Source organism: Propionispora vibrioides (assembly GCF_900110485.1).
Classification (GTDB): domain Bacteria; phylum Bacillota; class Negativicutes; order Propionisporales; family Propionisporaceae; genus Propionispora; species Propionispora vibrioides.
Map to the genome: position 1 here is coordinate 96,506 of NZ_FODY01000011.1, position 15,624 is coordinate 112,129.

Below are 15,624 nucleotides of genomic sequence, written 5' to 3' on the forward strand. Positions count from 1 at the left end.
CAGTAAACAGACAGACTATTAACAGCTACAAGATTAGTACCTTGTCAGCCTTAATCCAGTGAATACTGACGGTCTATTTTCCGCACCGCTTCGTTATCGTCAGTCAGCATACTAACGGTATGATTCCTTCCTTCGCCTCGCGTTGCGAAAAATAGTCTCGCCATTCTCCTACTGTTTTAAGACCGACAAGGTACTAGTTTGATCCGGCAATCAATCAATGAGAATAAACAGCGTTATAAGGAGGACAAAGTGAGTAGCAATAATGACAAACACCATCGTTCCCGTTTACAGCGAATTGCCCATCAGGTGATGATCGAAAGAGGTCTTTTCCCGGACTTTTCTGCTCAGGTTATTGATGAACTAAACAAACTTGATGAAAACACTCCTAAACTTGAAGCATCAATACACGATCTTAGAGATCTATTATGGTGTTCCATAGATAATGATGATTCCAACGACCTGGATCAGCTTACCGTTGCCAGCATGCAGCCCGGGAAAGCAGTAAAAATTCTCGTGGCAATCGCTGATGTGGATGCTTTAGTAAAGAAGTCCTCAGCCATCGATGAGCATGCCCAGCATAATACCACTTCTATTTATACAGCTGCCCAGATATTTCCCATGCTGCCTGAGAAACTCTCCTATGATCTTACCTCGCTTAATGTTGATTCAGATAGGCTGGCAATCGTTGTGGAAATCGTTCTCGGCGGGAATGGCACTATACTTAGCTCAGATATTTACAGAGCCATGGTCCGAAACCATGCAAAGCTGGCTTACAACAGCGTTGCCGCCTGGTTAGACGGTGTGGCATCCATGCCGCCGGCCATTGCTGCCATACCCGGACTAGCAGAGAATATCCGTATCCAGCATCAAGTGGCGCAAAAGTTAAAAGCGCTCCGCCATATGCACGGTGCCCTGGATTTTGAAACCATCGAAGCCCGTCCTGTTTTTGATATTGATGAAATCAAGGATTTAGAAGTTGAAAAACGAAATAGTGCCAAAGAACTGATTGAAGATTTTATGATTGCGGCTAACGGTGTTACGGCCCGATACCTGGAAGCGAAGAAATTCCCGTCACTACGGCGTGTCGTGCGCACACCCAAAAAATGGGAACGCATTGTCGAAATTGCTTTAAACCATAATTTTGATTTACCTAAACAAGCTGATTCAAAGGCGTTAGAGGCATTCCTGGCAATACAACAAAAAGCTGATCCGCTTCGTTTTCCTGATCTTTCCCTCAGTATTATTAAATTGTTAGGCGCCGGTGAATATGTTGTCGAAGTCCCTGGTGAAAAATCTGTCGGGCACTTTGGCTTAGCAGTCAAGGATTATGCCCATTCCACAGCTCCCAATCGAAGGTATCCGGACTTAATTACGCAACGCTTACTTAAAGCAGCCTTAGCGAACAGCCCGGTTCCGTATCAGCTTGATGAACTAAAGTTGCTGGCCAGACATTGTACCGAGGCCGAAAATGTAGCACAGAAAGTGGAACGGCAGGTTGGCAAATCCGCCGCAGCCATACTACTGCAATCCCGAATCGGCGAAAAATTTGATGCCTTTGTAACCGGCTCATCCGAAAAAGGCACCTGGGTTCGTCTGCTTCATCCACCTGTCGAAGGAAAGCTTGCTGACCACTTTATCGGTGAGGCGGTCGGACATAGAGTCAGAGTAAAGCTGGTACACACGGACATTGAGCAAGGGCATATTGATTTTAAAAAAATATAGTTGAAAAAATCAACAGACTCAAACACTAAGCCCCTTCCAAAAGACTTGAGATTGAAACAGAATATGATATGCGTTTCACTCCATACAGAGAATGAAATCACCCCATCCTATTCCCCTTCGTTTAGCAAAAATACCTATCAGTCATCAGATACTGTTCTGATTCCCTTAACACGTCTAACAAACAAAGAAAATACTAAACCAACAACTGAAACAGCTAACACAAAAAGAAAAGCATGTTGAACTCCTGCAATTAAAGCTAATGAAGTAGTCAAATCATCAGACTTCACTATAGATTCCAAATATTTTTCCCGGCCTACAGACAAGAAGCATATAGCAAGAGCTGTCCCAATAGCACCTGCCACCTGCTGCAAGGCAGTCATAATAGCTGTTCCATCAGGATATAAATGACGAGGAAGTTGATTCAATGCATTCGTTTGCACAGGCGTTACGATCATCGCTGTTCCCAACATCAAAAAAGTGTGCAGTGCCATAATTAATCCCGGTGTTGATACTTTCGTTATTCCAGAAAGTATCCATGCCACAATTATAGTAATGAAAAATCCGGGAATAACCAGCCTCCTTGGACCAATTATATCAAACAGTCGACCGGTCATCTGAGACATAATTCCATTAATTAGCCCACCTGGAAGCATTACAAGTCCTGCAAAGAACATGGATGTTTCAAGACCTCCTTGCAGATAAATTGGTAAAATCAGTACCGAGGCCAGAATAATCATCGTACAAAACATTACTAAAAGTACTCCAAGTGCAAACATAGGATATTGAAATGCTCGCAAATTAAGAACCGGCTGCTTCAAGTACAACTGGCGAAGGCTAAACACAATTAGTGCAATAACACCTACGCCTAAGAACAAGAGTACGGACGGATCGTCCCCCCCAGAAAGTTCACCTGCATTGCTAAACCCAAATACAATTCCTCCAAAGCCAATAGTAGACAATCCTATTGACAACAAATCTATTTTAGGCTTGGTAATAGTTGATACATTTTGCATATACTTGATTCCGCTTAAAAGAGAAATAATCAAGAACGGCAGGGAAAACCAAAATATCCAATGCCAGTTAATTTTCTCGGTAAGGATTCCCGCTAAAGTAGGACCAACTGCGGGAGCAGACATAATAACCAAACCGATAATCCCCATCGTTGTTCCTCTATTTTCTGGCGGAAATATGAGCAGGACGGTATTGAACATTAAAGGCAATAATAACCCGGTTCCAACGGCCTGGAAGATACGTGCGATTAACAAAAGCGTAAAACTTGGCGTAATGGCGGCAATAAGAAACCCGACAATGGAAAAACTAAGCGAGGTAATGAAAAGCTGCCTTGTCGTAAACCATTTAATAAGTAGACCTGATATCGGAACAAGAATGCCAAGTGTTAATAAGTAGCCTGTCGTAAGCCATTGAGCTGTTGCCGGTGTGATATTGAAAATATTCATTAGATCATTGAACGCAACATTTAATGCTGTTTCACTAAACATTCCAATAAAACCACTGATAAGAAACGAAAGCATAATAGGCAACCTGCCAATTGTTTTATTCATATCGAGCTGTAGTAAATCCATTGTTTTCATAAACGAATACTCCTTTGTAATGAATTGTCTATAATAGTTAATACGTTAACTATATAGCATGATTTATTTCTGACATAACCGATTACCAATCCTTTTCATTGGCAAGAAAAATACCTTCTTTCATCTTCTGCAATAAAATTTCTAACTGTATATGGTTTTGTTCCGATAATTCGCTCATGACTTCTGCCGAATGAAGAAAGTGTATAGGTAAGACTTTATCCATAAGTTTTACACCTTTTGAACTAAGTCTGACTGTTGTCATTCTTCCATCATGAAGATCGTTTTGTCGCTCAATCAGCCCATCCCGTTCCAGCCTGCTTAGTAATCCGGTAATTGCAGCACGGCTTACACCAGCCTTTTCAGCTATTTCGGACGGATTCATTCCAGCTTGACCCTCAGAATACATAATAATCAAGGCGGTAAATTTCCCTTTGGATAATCCGTACTTTTCTAAAACCCCATATATTGTATTATGCATTTCATACGCTGTTCGTAAAAATTTAAGCATACTTTCTAATGAAAGTACGTCTAATTCCGGTTTTTTTCGAGAAAGTTCCTGTAAGGTTTTTCGTGCTGGAATATCAAGTAGATCAAATTCGATCATATTCACCCTCTTGAACGAAGAATATAATTAACACGTTAATTATATTCTTCACCATATCACGCTGTCAATCTTCTCACTTATCTAAATCCAATAATCCTAAATCTCCAAGTACACATAACTACTGGCCTCCTTCACTTCTTAAAATCTGGCCCTTTTACAGGGGCAGTTTGCATGATTTAATATAGCTATCATGTGCACAGATGAATAAGTGTTGGAGGTTCTGAGCAATGGATAATAATGAATTACCACTCAAAGTAGGCATATTTTTGTTCGATGGTGCTGATGCAACTGATTTTATTGGCCCCTATGAGGTATTTTCCGCGGTAGATTTTGCCTCGTCTAAAAAGCGGACTACACTATATCAAACTTCACATACTATGTATGACGTATTCACTGTCAGTGAAACTAAAAAAGATCTGCGGACTCTGGCGGGAGAACTGCTTTTTAAGGCAGAATACACCTTTAGTGATTGCCCCGCGATCGACATCTTAGTTGTTCCCGGCGGCACGATCACAGAAGAACTGTTAGCCAATACCACTGTCATTAACTGGCTGCAAAAGCAGAGCAATAAAGCAGCTATTACCTTATCCGTATGCAGCGGAGCTATATTACTGGCTAAGGCAGGGCTCCTTAACGGGCTGTCAGTGACAACACATCATCTGACTTTTGATGATTTATCAGCTATTGATCCCACCATCACGCTGAAAAAAAATGACCGGTTTGTTGACACCGGCCGCATTATCACGGCGGCCGGCGTTACAGCCGGCTACGATGCCGCCATGCACATCGTCTATAAAACAGCCGGACGCAGTGCCTTTTTTAAAGCCGGCGAAATACTGGAATACGGCGACGCCTGGAAAAGCGTGCAAAGAAAACTGGCCGGACTGCCTGTCCATCGCACAATTACCGATAGATGTATCAAATGCGGCAAGTGCGCAAAGCTTTGTCCTTTCCATGCGGTTGTCGAAGGCAAAACACAGTTTGAGATTCAGTCAGAACGGTGTGTCGGTATCGGACCGTGTGCCAAGCTGTGCCCGGTAGCGGCTATTGAATCCTCCTTCTAGCATCCGGTATAGTTTTAAGAAATAACATAAATAAACAGGGCTATGGAAATTACACATTCCATAGCCCTGTTTACTGTTAATAGGCCAAGTTAACCACCCTGTCATCTTGCCGTAGTACCAATATGCGGCGTCACGCCTGATCTTAGACCGACTCAGTTAAGCCAGGCCTGACGCAACAAGCGGACTGCCGGATCAATATCCTCGTTTGCCATGGCACCGAAACCCAAAAGAATACGGCCCGCTTGCCCCGGGGAGGATTCCACCCAGAGATTATCGCCGTTAACAGCTACACCGGCCTTAGCCGCTCTGGCTACCAGCTCCTGTGAGGACACCGGCTGATTGAGCTGCAGCAGGATATGAAGGCCGGCATTTACTCCGGATACTGTGACGGTGTCCCCGAAATGCTCCTGCAGCGCCCGCAGTAGACTATCTCTCTGTTTCTTAAACTGACGGAGTAGTTTCCGCAAATGACCTTCAAAAAGATTTTCCTGTAAGAACCGTTCCAAAGGTTTTTGGATGAGCAATGGCACTGAACAGGCGTAATTTTCGGTTTTCTGCTGTAGATGCAGCGACAGCTTTTCCGGCAATACCATAAATGCAACCCGCAGGGACGGCGAAAGGATTTTAGAAAAGCTGCCGATGTAGATTACCTTATCCGGTGCTAAGCCCTGCAACGCCGGGGCGGGTTTTACGTCATAGCGCAAATGACAGTTATAGTCATCTTCAATAATCAGCGCATCCTGGTCAAAGGCCCAGTCAATAAGCTGCAACCGCCTGGTGATGGACATAATGCGGCCGGTAGGAAATTGATGCGAAGGAGTCACATACACAGCCTGAGCGGTTACAGTCCGCAGGGCTTTAACATTGAGGCCGTGGCTGTTAACCGGAATAAGCGGCACCTGAAAGCCGTAATTGGTAAAGGCCGAATGGGCGGCGGCGAAGCCCGGATCTTCCATGGCAATGGCACTTGCCTCCGTTCGAAGGAGCTGACCGATAAGCATCAGGCAGGGAATCGTTCCGGAAGTAATCCATATTTGATCGGCTGTACAACGGACATCCCGGTATTCATGCAAATATTTTACCAGTTCCTGGCGTAGTCCGGGTTCACCCCTAACGTCACTGTAGTTCAAAAACTGATCTTTATCCTGTCGCAGACAGAGGTTGGTTAATCGCTGCCATTGGGCAAAAGGAAAGACTTGCGGGCTTAAATTGCCATACCGGAAATCGTATAAGATTCCATCGGGCTGCGACTGACCGGAAAGCATGTCCGGAGCCACCTCCGCAAAGGCGGACAATTTAGTGTTGCGAAGTGTTTCCACATAATAGCCGCTACGGCTTTTTCCCACAATATAGCCTTCGGATAAGAGCTGCTGATAAGCAGTATCCACCGTATTCCGGCTGATATGGAGCTCTGCCGCAAGGCGGCGGCTGGAGGGCAATTTGGCCTGTGCGTCGAGTTCACCGTTTAAAATTTTGGCGCGCATTTGCTGGTAAAGCTGATGATAGAGCGGTTTTTTACTGTTTGCAGCCAGTAGGTACATGAGGGGCCTCCTTATAGAAAATGCTGCCTGACGGCAAAAAGCAAAAGTCTGTATAAGCATGACACAGGAACTGAAATTTTGCACCTATTATACTATTGATTTTCCAGAAGGTATATACTTATATAATATAAACATTCAATGCATTGAAATATATACTTGACCGTTCTATATTGCTGACCATTGGGAATGAATTACAACAATCAGACCTTCATGGCCTATGCTCTTGTCCTTTGTTTTCGTCGTTCACAGCTTACTTCAAGCCACTATGACTAAATGTTTATCACAAGGAGGATATTTTATGAATTTCGAGGAAGTAACGTTTAAACAGTTTGATTTTAACCCTTTCACGAAAGTAGAGGAATGGGCGCTTTTAACCGCCGGAACAAAAGAACGGTTTAACATGATGACAATCACCGGAGTTATGTGCGGGAAATTTTTTCTCAAGCCCATGATGCAGGTATATGTTCATCCCGACAGGTATTCCTATCAATTTTTAGCGAACAATGACTACTTTACGGTATCTTTCTTCGATGTTCCACAGCATCCAGCCCTACAGATTTGCGGTAAAATGCATGGCAATGAATGTGATAAAGTGGCTGAATCGGGGCTGCATCCCATTCCATTCGAGAACACGGTTCTTTTTGAAGAGGCAAAAACAGTTTTTGTCTGCAAAAAAGTGTATCATACTGATGTAGAAAAGGATCATTTTGATTCACAGCAGCTATTTAAAGAATACTATAGAGATTCTACAACCTTTCACAGGATTTATCTCGGACAGATCGAAAAAGTACTCCGCCACAAATAGCGATACCACGTACAAGCTAGGTCTCTAAACAACATATTTTCATAAATGGAATTTGCATCTGTTTGATTTTATGCCTTTCCTTCAACTATTCAAGGAGAACCCCCTGCAATACTTGCTATCAAGCATTACACGGAGGTTCTCTCTTCCTTTTAAAAGTTTCGATTTCCAGGTCTTTTTATGCAGTTTTCATTCTGGTTCTTCCGGATTATCAGTTACCATATAATATAACAAGCATAATTGGTAAATTCCACCATATCGTTAACACTTACGTATTTCCGTACCTCTTCTTCAATAATCAACGGTCTGATCGGCACTATTAGCAACCACTTTGTGAAGTCTCCGGTTAAAAGCTCGCATAAAACGCCGCAACTGTTTCCAGTTGACGTTTTACGTAAATTCACGTAGCGGGAGGTGAAACAAACCCTTTGGCTGGTTTACCTTATTCCTGGCATTAAAACATAACGTTTGATGGAGGTTTTGTTATGAGAAGATTGGTAAATGATCCTTACAACGTGGTGGAAGAAATGTTAGAAGGTTTTGTTTTAGCCCATAGCAAATACGTTACACTGCTGGATCACGACGGGCGGGTTGTGGTCAGTAAAACGGCACCCGTAAAAGATAAAGTCGGCGTTATTATCGGCGGCGGTTCCGGTCATGAGCCCCTATTTTTAGGCTATGTAGGCCCCGGCTTCGCTGATGCGGCAGTCATTGGCAACATCAATACATCTCCCTCACCGGAACCTTGCTATAATTCTATTAAGGCTGTTGATACCGGAAAAGGCTGCCTGTTCTTGTACGGAAACTATGCCGGTGATGTTATGAATTTTGATATGGCCGTGGAAATGGCAGCAGCCGATGGTATCCGGGTAGAAACCGTATTAGTAACAGACGATGTATTCTCATCCAAAACATTTTCCAACCGGCGGGGCGTTGCCGGTGACTTTTTCGTATTCAAGGCGGCTGCCGCAAAAGCTGATACAGGGGCCAGCTTGGATGAAGTAAAAGCTGCCGCAATCCATGCAAATAATCATACCCGTTCGATGGGGGTAGCGCTTTCATCGGCCACCTTGCCCGCAATCGGCGGCCCGAATTTCAAAATGGAAGATGGCGATATGGAGATCGGTATGGGTATCCATGGCGAACCGGGTGTCGAGCGTGGTAAATTAGAAGTGGCCGATAAGGTCGTTGAAAAAATTATGCCCTATATAGTAAATGACCTTCCCTTCCTGAAAGGGGATGAAGTCAATGTCCTGGTAAATGGCTTGGGCGGGCTCCCTCTGATGGATCTACATATTGTCTATCGACGGGTTGCGCAAATTTTAGCCCAGCATGAAATAACGGTACATGCATCCTTTGTCGGTAACTATGCAACTTCCATGGACATGGTGGGCATGTCCATTACATTGATAAAATTGGATGAAGAGTTAAAAACATTGTTGGATGCGCCTTGCGCTACACCCTATTGTATAATTAAGTAAAAAAATGAACAGACAAGCTAACTTCCACTGCCCGTGACAGCTGAGATAGCTTGTCAAAGTCAGATTTACCTATATGCCAAACACCAAGCGGTATCTAAAAAATAAGAAAGAAATGGAGCTAACATGCTCCATTTTTTTATACTTAATTAATAACCGTTTACCCAGGGTTCTCGACATAAACACTAGTACTGGGAAAGGCAAATCTAACTCCCTCTTTCTCCAGAATTTCCATGATTTTAAAATTAATATCCTGCTTAATCGCAAGATACTCCCCCCACACGGTGGTTGTGGTAAAAAAGTATAGAAATAACTCCAAACCACTATCTCCAAAGGAGTCAAACTTCACAAATATTGTATCCTGATCAACATACGGATGCGACCGGAGAAATTTTTCAATTGTATCAATACACACTTTCAATTTGTATCCGGGGGTATCATAACGTACTCTCATCTGAAACGTAATTCGGCGCATAGACCGATTCGTATAATTGACAATAGGAGCATTTACCAAATTAGCATTGGGTACTGTAACCAGAGCTTGATCAAACGCCCGTATTTTGGTGCTCCTAAAATTTATATCTTCAATGGTTCCTTCCATTTCGCTCGTTTTTATCCAGTCACCAATACTAAACGGCTTATCTATTATAATAACAATTCCGGAAAAAATATTAGCCAAAAGATCTTTTGCCGCCAAAGCAAAAGCCAATCCGCCCAGTCCCAGTCCTGCAATAAATCCATTTACATCGTATCCCCATGTACTGGCCATAGCAACAAAAGCTAATGCCAAGACAATGAATTTTAATACCTTGGACAGAAAAGGTATTAAAATTTTATCCACTTCCCGGTTAAAAATCTTCTGAATTTCCTCATGATTTGCCGCATAATAACCAATCAAGGCATATACCGCATTAGAAAACAAAATAATATTCCCTGTCCTGAATAGATTATTCAACCAAAAATCAAGTGTACCCGGCACACAATTTTGCAAAGCCAAGTATCCACCGGTAAGGACAATGGCGTTCTTAACGGGATTTCGTAAAACAAGCAGAAAAGAATCCTGCTTGGCCCCCTCCCGGCAAAAAAGATTAAGGAAAAAATGAAAAATATAATTAGCAAATAAGTTTTTAAAACCCCAAAAAACAAGAAATATAACAAGGGCAATAGCCAGATTGTACAAAGATATATGGCTTGCAATGTACAGCAATAACCGGTACAAATGCTCAGGAATTGGTAGCTCCGTCGGCATCATTGTCCTCTCCCTCTTTATGCATCTAGTCCATATGATACACAGCAGGCTGCTTCCGACCCTTACTGATGCTCTAAATTTTTTATAAAGCTGCATGATTAAAAAACCAACAAACAACTTTATTGCATTATATAAGTTTTTACTTTCATTTTCAACCCTTATGAAGACATATATCGTTGCTTGATCCATCATACTTAGCAGAAACCAGGCAGCACATTGAGGTATACCCATGTTTATAATTATCAACATATTCAGTTAAACGCAAAACTGGCACCGTACGAAAAACGGTGCCAGTTTGCGTAATTTGGAGCTAGACTACGACTGGATTTGTTATTATTGTCCGTTAGTTTTGGAACAGTTCAAATACACATCTTAGCAAGAGTCTTATTTTAAAAGCCTCTCTATAGATCATGGAATATAGGATTCATTCTATCGAAGGTGCAAAACTGCCTAAATCCTATTTTCCTCAATTCTTCTCTCGCATATAAAAGCTGCTTGCCCAAATGGCTTTCCTCATGACAGTCGGAGCCAATCGTAAGGATGGTACCGCCCAGTTCATAATACCAGGTTAAAATAGTACGCGACGGGGTAAGGTCCGGCAGTCCGTAACGAAAACAGGAAGTATTGACCTCCAGTCCCTTGCCGTCGGCAATGGCCAATCTTAAAATGTCTTTTATCAGTTCTTCATTCATCTTGTCCTCGAGTATGCCTGCCCGGTCATAACGTTTTATCATATCTAAGTGTCCTAAGACACTATAACTTTTAAAATTGGAAATTACGTCTAATATGGCCTGATAGTATCCCCGGTTGTATTCCCGCTGTGTTTTTCCCTGTTGATACTCACCTGTCCAAAATTCCTGATCATCAATCTGATGATTCGATAGAATAACAAAGTCGAACGGATAAGCGGCAAAATCACGTTCAAAATCTTTGATCGTATGCACTTGCACACCGAATTCCACGCCAAACCGGATACGGATTTTATCTTGATATTTTACCTTAAGGCAACGGTATTCTGCCAGATATTCATCATAATTGACTATGTAGGTAAGATCATTTCTAAGATAGTCGGCATGCTCGGTAATACAAATCTCGTTCAGGCCCAAACGAATAGCCTGTTCAATCATATCTTGCATGGGGTAGAATGAATCATTGGAGTATCGTGTATGAATATGGTAATCAGCTAACACGTACACCCTCCTTTTTAGTAGCGTTCTCCTATATTGTTATTTCCACCAGATTGCTATCAGGGTCTAAAATACAGCTTTCGTAATAACCATCTCCCGTTAAACGGGGACCGCTGATTCTTTTGAACCCGTCTTGTTCCAATCTTTGGGTTAATTCATCGACTTTCTCTTTGCTGCCCACTGAAAAGGCAAGATGGACCAATCCTATCGCCGTATTGACGCTGCGCTCCGCCATGCCCTGTTGGCGCATAAGCTCCAGCCTGGCGCCTGATTCAAAGGTAATAAAATACGACTCGAAGCCCTTTAGCGAATTTACATACTTATTGTTTGCTTTGCCATTAAAATATGTAATATAAAACTCTTTCAGTTCTTCCAAATGACTGGTATATAAAGCAATATGTTCAATCTTCATAGCAATACCGCTCCTCCCCCTCTGGGATATATCGCTTTTTTTAGCAACCTCTTATCTAAGCACCGCCGGGGGAACTTTATCACAATTGCCTCACCGTATGATATTCACATCCGGTTTCTTGCGGGGCACCAGGCTGTCATTGTTGGACGCACTATACCCCAGAGCAACGGCACCGCAGACGATATAATTTTCAGGAATTCCACAGTCAGTTAACGCTTTCCTCATGTTCACGTCATCGCAAAACCAGGTTAGCTGGTTGATCCAGCAGGAAGCAAGCCCTAACGATGTCGCCGCCAACAGTATATTTTCCATGGCTACCGAACAATCGGCCATAGCATTCGAGTATGCTCTATCATTAGACACAATGATTAGTGTAGGCGCATGATAATAAAAGTTGTATGCCTCTTGCTGCGCTGCGATTTTTCCGGTTCGTTTGGAGCGATAGGTGTTCTCATCGACGATTAAATTGGCAAACGATTCCCTTACCAGACGATTAAGTTCCCAAAGCTTTTCCTTGCTTTGCACAACGGTAAACTTCCAGCTCTGCGAATTACCACCGGTAGGAGCGTGAATGGCCGCATTAATGAGCAGTTCCAGGTCCGAGTCCGGAAGCTGATCCTCCTTGTAAGAGCGTGTACTTCTTCGGGTTAAAATTGTTTTAATTGTCTCATTCATTCTAAAAGCCCCCTCTCTCAAGTAAGAAAGTCATTTTATATCATAAAACTGCTTTTAATAACCTATACCGGATTTTCATTAATCCCAATTACTTTCACCATATTCATCTTCGTTATCTTCTATACTTATCCTGCCCCACTACCTGCATATCATAGTAAGCAGCTTTTGCGATCCTAACTTTCACCAATATGCATGTCATAATTCAGACTACTCTCCAAAACTTATACTACATTAATAAAAACCAGGGACATGGTTGCACCTCTTGCCAAGGCGGCAACCATGTCCCTGGTTCCTTTTACCTTACCCGCTTTATTGCTTCACTGCTTTGATATCATCAAAATACAAGTTTGCTTCATCATATTAAGGAATAATTATTTGCTATTAACTACTATAACTATTCTACTTCTTGAAGCAATTCGATATTATCAAAGTATATTGGACCTTCATATTTGAACATATTAGCAACAAGATTAATATCAAGTTCACTCTTATTTTTAGATTGTCCTTCAAAAACATTAGTAACTTGTAACTTTACATATTCTTTTCCATTGAAAGTAACAGTAGGCAATTGACCTATATATGCATTATTTTGATCTACACCACATTTTACCCAGCCTGGGGCAACAACCGCATAAGGTCTTAATTGAACATGAGCTGCTAATCCGTCTTTAGGAATATAAATATCATATTTAACGCCTTCATATGGAGTTAAATCTAAAGATTTATTAGCTATCCTAAGTTCTTCCCAATCAGAGCGACCTGGGAAATTAACATCTAGTTCTACGGACCCATTACCAACTTCTTTATTATATTTTACGGCATAAATATCTGATTGATATGTGCCGTTTTGATCCCAGCCATTTAAACCATTGCTGAAGTCAAACGTTTTGACAGTAACCAATTTGCCTGTTTTGTTTTTAACATTTATTATATCTGATGTAGTTGCTGAAGTACCATCTTTAAATTGAACTGTAGCCGAAACAGGCATCTTACCATTTTTTTCTTTGGAAACATCTAGGTCATACGTGTATAACCCTTCATCTTCTTTCATTATGATATTTTTCTTTTTAGGTGTTGAAAACATTACTTTACTTATTTCTTTGCCATATGATATGACCTTAACTTCTACAAAAGCAGTATCTTTCGTTCTTTCATTTTTACTTGGTGCAGTTATATAAATATGGGGAGTTCTTGTTACAGTTTCACCATTCATCAATTTTGCATTTTCTTCGAAAATTTTAACGGTAGATGCATTTTCTTTCTTATTATATACAATTCTCAGACTATCGTTATTAGGATAAAGTCCCTCAGCATCAGGAGTTAAGTCGTCAATGCCTGTTAACAGCCAGAACATACTTCCACTATAGCCAAGCTGATATGCTAAGTCATTCCAAGTCTGATATGCATAATCACGATTGGTAACACTTGTATCTAATACTCCATATTCTTCAAAAACGACAGGTTTGTTAGCAGCTTTCGCTAAATCAGCGTGAGCTTTTAACCAAGCAGAACCCGATTTCACACCATCTTTCCAAGGATCACCCCAATAATCAGGATATAAATGTACAGTACCATAGTCAATCGTTGGTAATGTAATCATTTTGCCCCAATCAAGACCTTTTGAACCATTATATTCTAAAATAGTGCTTTTGGAATCTTTTATAAATCCTTCTTCACCTAATGCTACAAGATGCTTATTATCAATGGACTTAACGTATTCACTCATTTCTTTTGTCCAGTTAAAAAGTGTATTACCGGATGGGTCAGATTCACAACGAGCTTCGTTAGTTAATTCCCATGTCATAATTGTAGGATCATCCATATACTTTACACCAGTATAGGAGTTCACTCTGTTCAACATGTGCTTGACATACGCTTTATAAGCACTTTTTATTGTTTCATTAGTATAAAAGCCATCATGTCTTTTCGGATCTTTTACCCAATTGACATAGGCGTTCATACCGCCAAAATCATCCCAGTTATTTACTAATACTATAACTAATTTTATACCTTTTTCATTAGCTTTCTTGATAGCATAGTCTAATCTCTCAAAACCGCTTTCGCCATATTGCCCCATGCTAGGCTGCATTTCTATTTTGGGCACTGTTGTTTTAGCTTCGCCTGTCCCATCAATAAAACCCCAGCATCTTATTACCTTTAATCCCATTTTACTGGCGTTATCCATTACATCATCAATCATTGCATTAGAACGATAATGAAAGTAATAATTATTTGTACCGGAAAATCTAAATTCTTTACCATTTAACATAAGTTTATCGCCTTGGCGAGTCACAAAATTACTATTTTGCTCATTACTATCATTAGCTAAAGCAACTGATTTTGAAGTCATAATTGAAAAAAGACATAAGGCCAACATAATTAAAGAAACAAAACTTCTTCTTTTCATAACATAGTTCTCCTTCTCGTTCGAAATATATTGAACAATGTCTTACCTCCATGCGGTCCTCCCCGCCTTTCAATCCCAGGTGTGTGTTCCAACTGCCATCGGACTGCTCATACTACAAACACCCTGCAATTCCGCAGCTTTTCATTCCTATGATTTGTCTCCTCTATTTCAATGCGATATAATTAGCCTCTTTTTCCCAACGCAATATTATCTACATATATTTCACCTTTATAGCTTGTATAGCTACCTACAACACTAAAATCAAAGTAAACAACCTTTGCTGTTACCGCTTGAAGTGGCACACTGACCTTCACTTTTTTAAGTTCTGTTCCTTCAACCGGACTAGCTGCCAGAACATTGATATCCGGGCATACATTAACTACTTCGACATTTGAATCTGATTTCATATAAATTTTAGCTTTAAAAGAGCCATTGGTCAGCTTGCTAGGATTAAAATAGAAATCAAAAGTTAACAAATCACAGCCATCCAACGCCAGTGGAGAACTATCGATGGCACTATTATGGAGCTTCACCTCACTCCAGCTCTCTTTTACCTTCTTATGAAAATCAACATCTAATTTTATCGAACCATCACCAATTTTTTCATCATACGATATAGTCGGCGCACCATCATAATTCCATACACCGCCGGAAGCCCAGCCATCCGCACCTTGAGCAAAATTCCAGACTGTCAGTTCCGTCGCCGCTGCTACAGGAACCGTTAAAAAGCCGGACAGCAAAAAAGCTGCTGACAATATCACGGGAATGAATTTCTTCAGTACTGTTTTTTTCATGTATCCCAACTCCTTTTAACACAATTCAAATTATAAATAAAAAGCAGGGACATTGTTGCACACCTTTTCCTAAGACGGCAATAATATCCCTGCTTTC

Annotated in this window: 13 protein-coding genes; 4 read left to right on the forward strand and 9 right to left on the reverse strand. The window is 41.3% G+C overall.

Features of this window, described 5'->3' with window-relative positions; genetic code table 11:
• The first annotated feature begins 249 nt into the window (after positions 1 to 249).
• Complete coding sequence (locus BMW43_RS10635; RefSeq protein ID WP_091746877.1) at positions 250 to 1,722, forward strand: RNB domain-containing ribonuclease; 1,473 nt, start codon at positions 250 to 252, stop codon at positions 1,720 to 1,722.
• 137 nt (positions 1,723 to 1,859) lie between these two features.
• Here the strand turns inward: BMW43_RS10635 and BMW43_RS10640 are convergent, their stop codons facing one another.
• Both BMW43_RS10640 and BMW43_RS10645 read right to left on the reverse strand, forming a co-directional pair.
• A complete protein-coding gene (locus BMW43_RS10640) occupies positions 1,860 to 3,305 on the reverse strand; it encodes a DHA2 family efflux MFS transporter permease subunit (protein WP_143050607.1) in 1,446 nt (481 codons plus the stop codon).
• A gap of 91 nt (positions 3,306 to 3,396) precedes the next feature.
• A complete protein-coding gene (locus BMW43_RS10645) occupies positions 3,397 to 3,918 on the reverse strand; it encodes a MarR family winged helix-turn-helix transcriptional regulator (protein ID WP_091746880.1) in 522 nt (173 codons plus the stop codon).
• Between the two features lie 227 nt (positions 3,919 to 4,145).
• Here BMW43_RS10645 and BMW43_RS10650 point away from each other — a divergent pair, with 227 nt between their 5' ends.
• A complete protein-coding gene (locus BMW43_RS10650; RefSeq protein WP_091746883.1) occupies positions 4,146 to 4,982 on the forward strand; it encodes a DJ-1/PfpI family protein in 837 nt (278 codons plus the stop codon).
• A 152-nt stretch (positions 4,983 to 5,134) separates the two neighbouring features.
• On the opposite strand, the gene pdxR is transcribed toward BMW43_RS10650, so the two are convergent.
• Positions 5,135 to 6,523 (reverse strand): MocR-like pyridoxine biosynthesis transcription factor PdxR, encoded by a 1,389-nt coding sequence (pdxR, locus tag BMW43_RS10655; protein WP_091746886.1) that lies wholly within the window; start codon positions 6,521 to 6,523, stop codon positions 5,135 to 5,137.
• 298 nt (positions 6,524 to 6,821) lie between these two features.
• Here pdxR and BMW43_RS10660 point away from each other — a divergent pair, with 298 nt between their 5' ends.
• Both BMW43_RS10660 and BMW43_RS10665 read left to right on the forward strand, forming a co-directional pair.
• Positions 6,822 to 7,328, forward strand: a complete 507-nt coding sequence (locus BMW43_RS10660) for a flavin reductase (protein ID WP_177173551.1) — start codon at positions 6,822 to 6,824, stop codon at positions 7,326 to 7,328.
• Positions 7,329 to 7,810: 482 nt separating this feature from the next.
• On the forward strand, positions 7,811 to 8,806 hold the full coding sequence (locus BMW43_RS10665) for a dihydroxyacetone kinase subunit DhaK (RefSeq protein WP_091746892.1): 996 nt from the start codon (positions 7,811 to 7,813) through the stop codon (positions 8,804 to 8,806).
• Between the two features lie 157 nt (positions 8,807 to 8,963).
• Here BMW43_RS10665 and BMW43_RS10670 read toward each other — a convergent pair whose 3' ends face one another.
• The 6 genes from BMW43_RS10670 to BMW43_RS10695 all read right to left on the reverse strand — a co-directional run bounded on the left by BMW43_RS10670 (position 8,964) and on the right by BMW43_RS10695 (position 15,527).
• On the reverse strand, positions 8,964 to 10,055 hold the full coding sequence (locus BMW43_RS10670; RefSeq protein ID WP_218140649.1) for a mechanosensitive ion channel family protein: 1,092 nt from the start codon (positions 10,053 to 10,055) through the stop codon (positions 8,964 to 8,966).
• Positions 10,056 to 10,453: 398 nt separating this feature from the next.
• A complete protein-coding gene (locus BMW43_RS10675; RefSeq protein ID WP_091746895.1) occupies positions 10,454 to 11,242 on the reverse strand; it encodes a histidinol-phosphatase HisJ family protein in 789 nt (262 codons plus the stop codon).
• A 28-nt stretch (positions 11,243 to 11,270) separates the two neighbouring features.
• Entirely contained in the window at positions 11,271 to 11,651 is a 381-nt protein-coding gene (locus BMW43_RS10680) for a VOC family protein (RefSeq protein ID WP_091746898.1), read from the reverse strand.
• A 90-nt stretch (positions 11,652 to 11,741) separates the two neighbouring features.
• Entirely contained in the window at positions 11,742 to 12,326 is a 585-nt protein-coding gene (locus BMW43_RS10685; RefSeq protein WP_091746901.1) for a nitroreductase family protein, read from the reverse strand.
• 394 nt (positions 12,327 to 12,720) lie between these two features.
• Positions 12,721 to 14,733 (reverse strand): cellulase family glycosylhydrolase, encoded by a 2,013-nt coding sequence (locus BMW43_RS10690; RefSeq protein ID WP_091746904.1) that lies wholly within the window; start codon positions 14,731 to 14,733, stop codon positions 12,721 to 12,723.
• A 182-nt stretch (positions 14,734 to 14,915) separates the two neighbouring features.
• Complete coding sequence (locus BMW43_RS10695; RefSeq protein WP_091746906.1) at positions 14,916 to 15,527, reverse strand: hypothetical protein; 612 nt, start codon at positions 15,525 to 15,527, stop codon at positions 14,916 to 14,918.
• Between the last annotated feature and the right edge of the window lie 97 nt (positions 15,528 to 15,624).

Bases quoted from the DNA above. Each gene is read 5' to 3' on its own strand.
- BMW43_RS10640 (WP_143050607.1), bottom strand. From the start codon at position 3,305: ATGGATTTACTACAGCTCGATATGAATAAAACAATTGGCAGGTTGCCT.
- BMW43_RS10645 (WP_091746880.1), bottom strand. From the start codon at position 3,918: ATGATCGAATTTGATCTACTTGATATTCCAGCACGAAAAACCTTACAG.
- BMW43_RS10650 (WP_091746883.1), top strand. From the start codon at position 4,146: ATGGATAATAATGAATTACCACTCAAAGTAGGCATATTTTTGTTCGAT.
- pdxR (WP_091746886.1), bottom strand. From the start codon at position 6,523: ATGTACCTACTGGCTGCAAACAGTAAAAAACCGCTCTATCATCAGCTT.
- BMW43_RS10660 (WP_177173551.1), top strand. From the start codon at position 6,822: ATGAATTTCGAGGAAGTAACGTTTAAACAGTTTGATTTTAACCCTTTC.
- BMW43_RS10665 (WP_091746892.1), top strand. From the start codon at position 7,811: ATGAGAAGATTGGTAAATGATCCTTACAACGTGGTGGAAGAAATGTTA.
- BMW43_RS10670 (WP_218140649.1), bottom strand. From the start codon at position 10,055: ATGATGCCGACGGAGCTACCAATTCCTGAGCATTTGTACCGGTTATTG.
- BMW43_RS10680 (WP_091746898.1), bottom strand. From the start codon at position 11,651: ATGAAGATTGAACATATTGCTTTATATACCAGTCATTTGGAAGAACTG.
- BMW43_RS10685 (WP_091746901.1), bottom strand. From the start codon at position 12,326: ATGAATGAGACAATTAAAACAATTTTAACCCGAAGAAGTACACGCTCT.
- BMW43_RS10690 (WP_091746904.1), bottom strand. From the start codon at position 14,733: ATGAAAAGAAGAAGTTTTGTTTCTTTAATTATGTTGGCCTTATGTCTT.
- BMW43_RS10695 (WP_091746906.1), bottom strand. From the start codon at position 15,527: ATGAAAAAAACAGTACTGAAGAAATTCATTCCCGTGATATTGTCAGCA.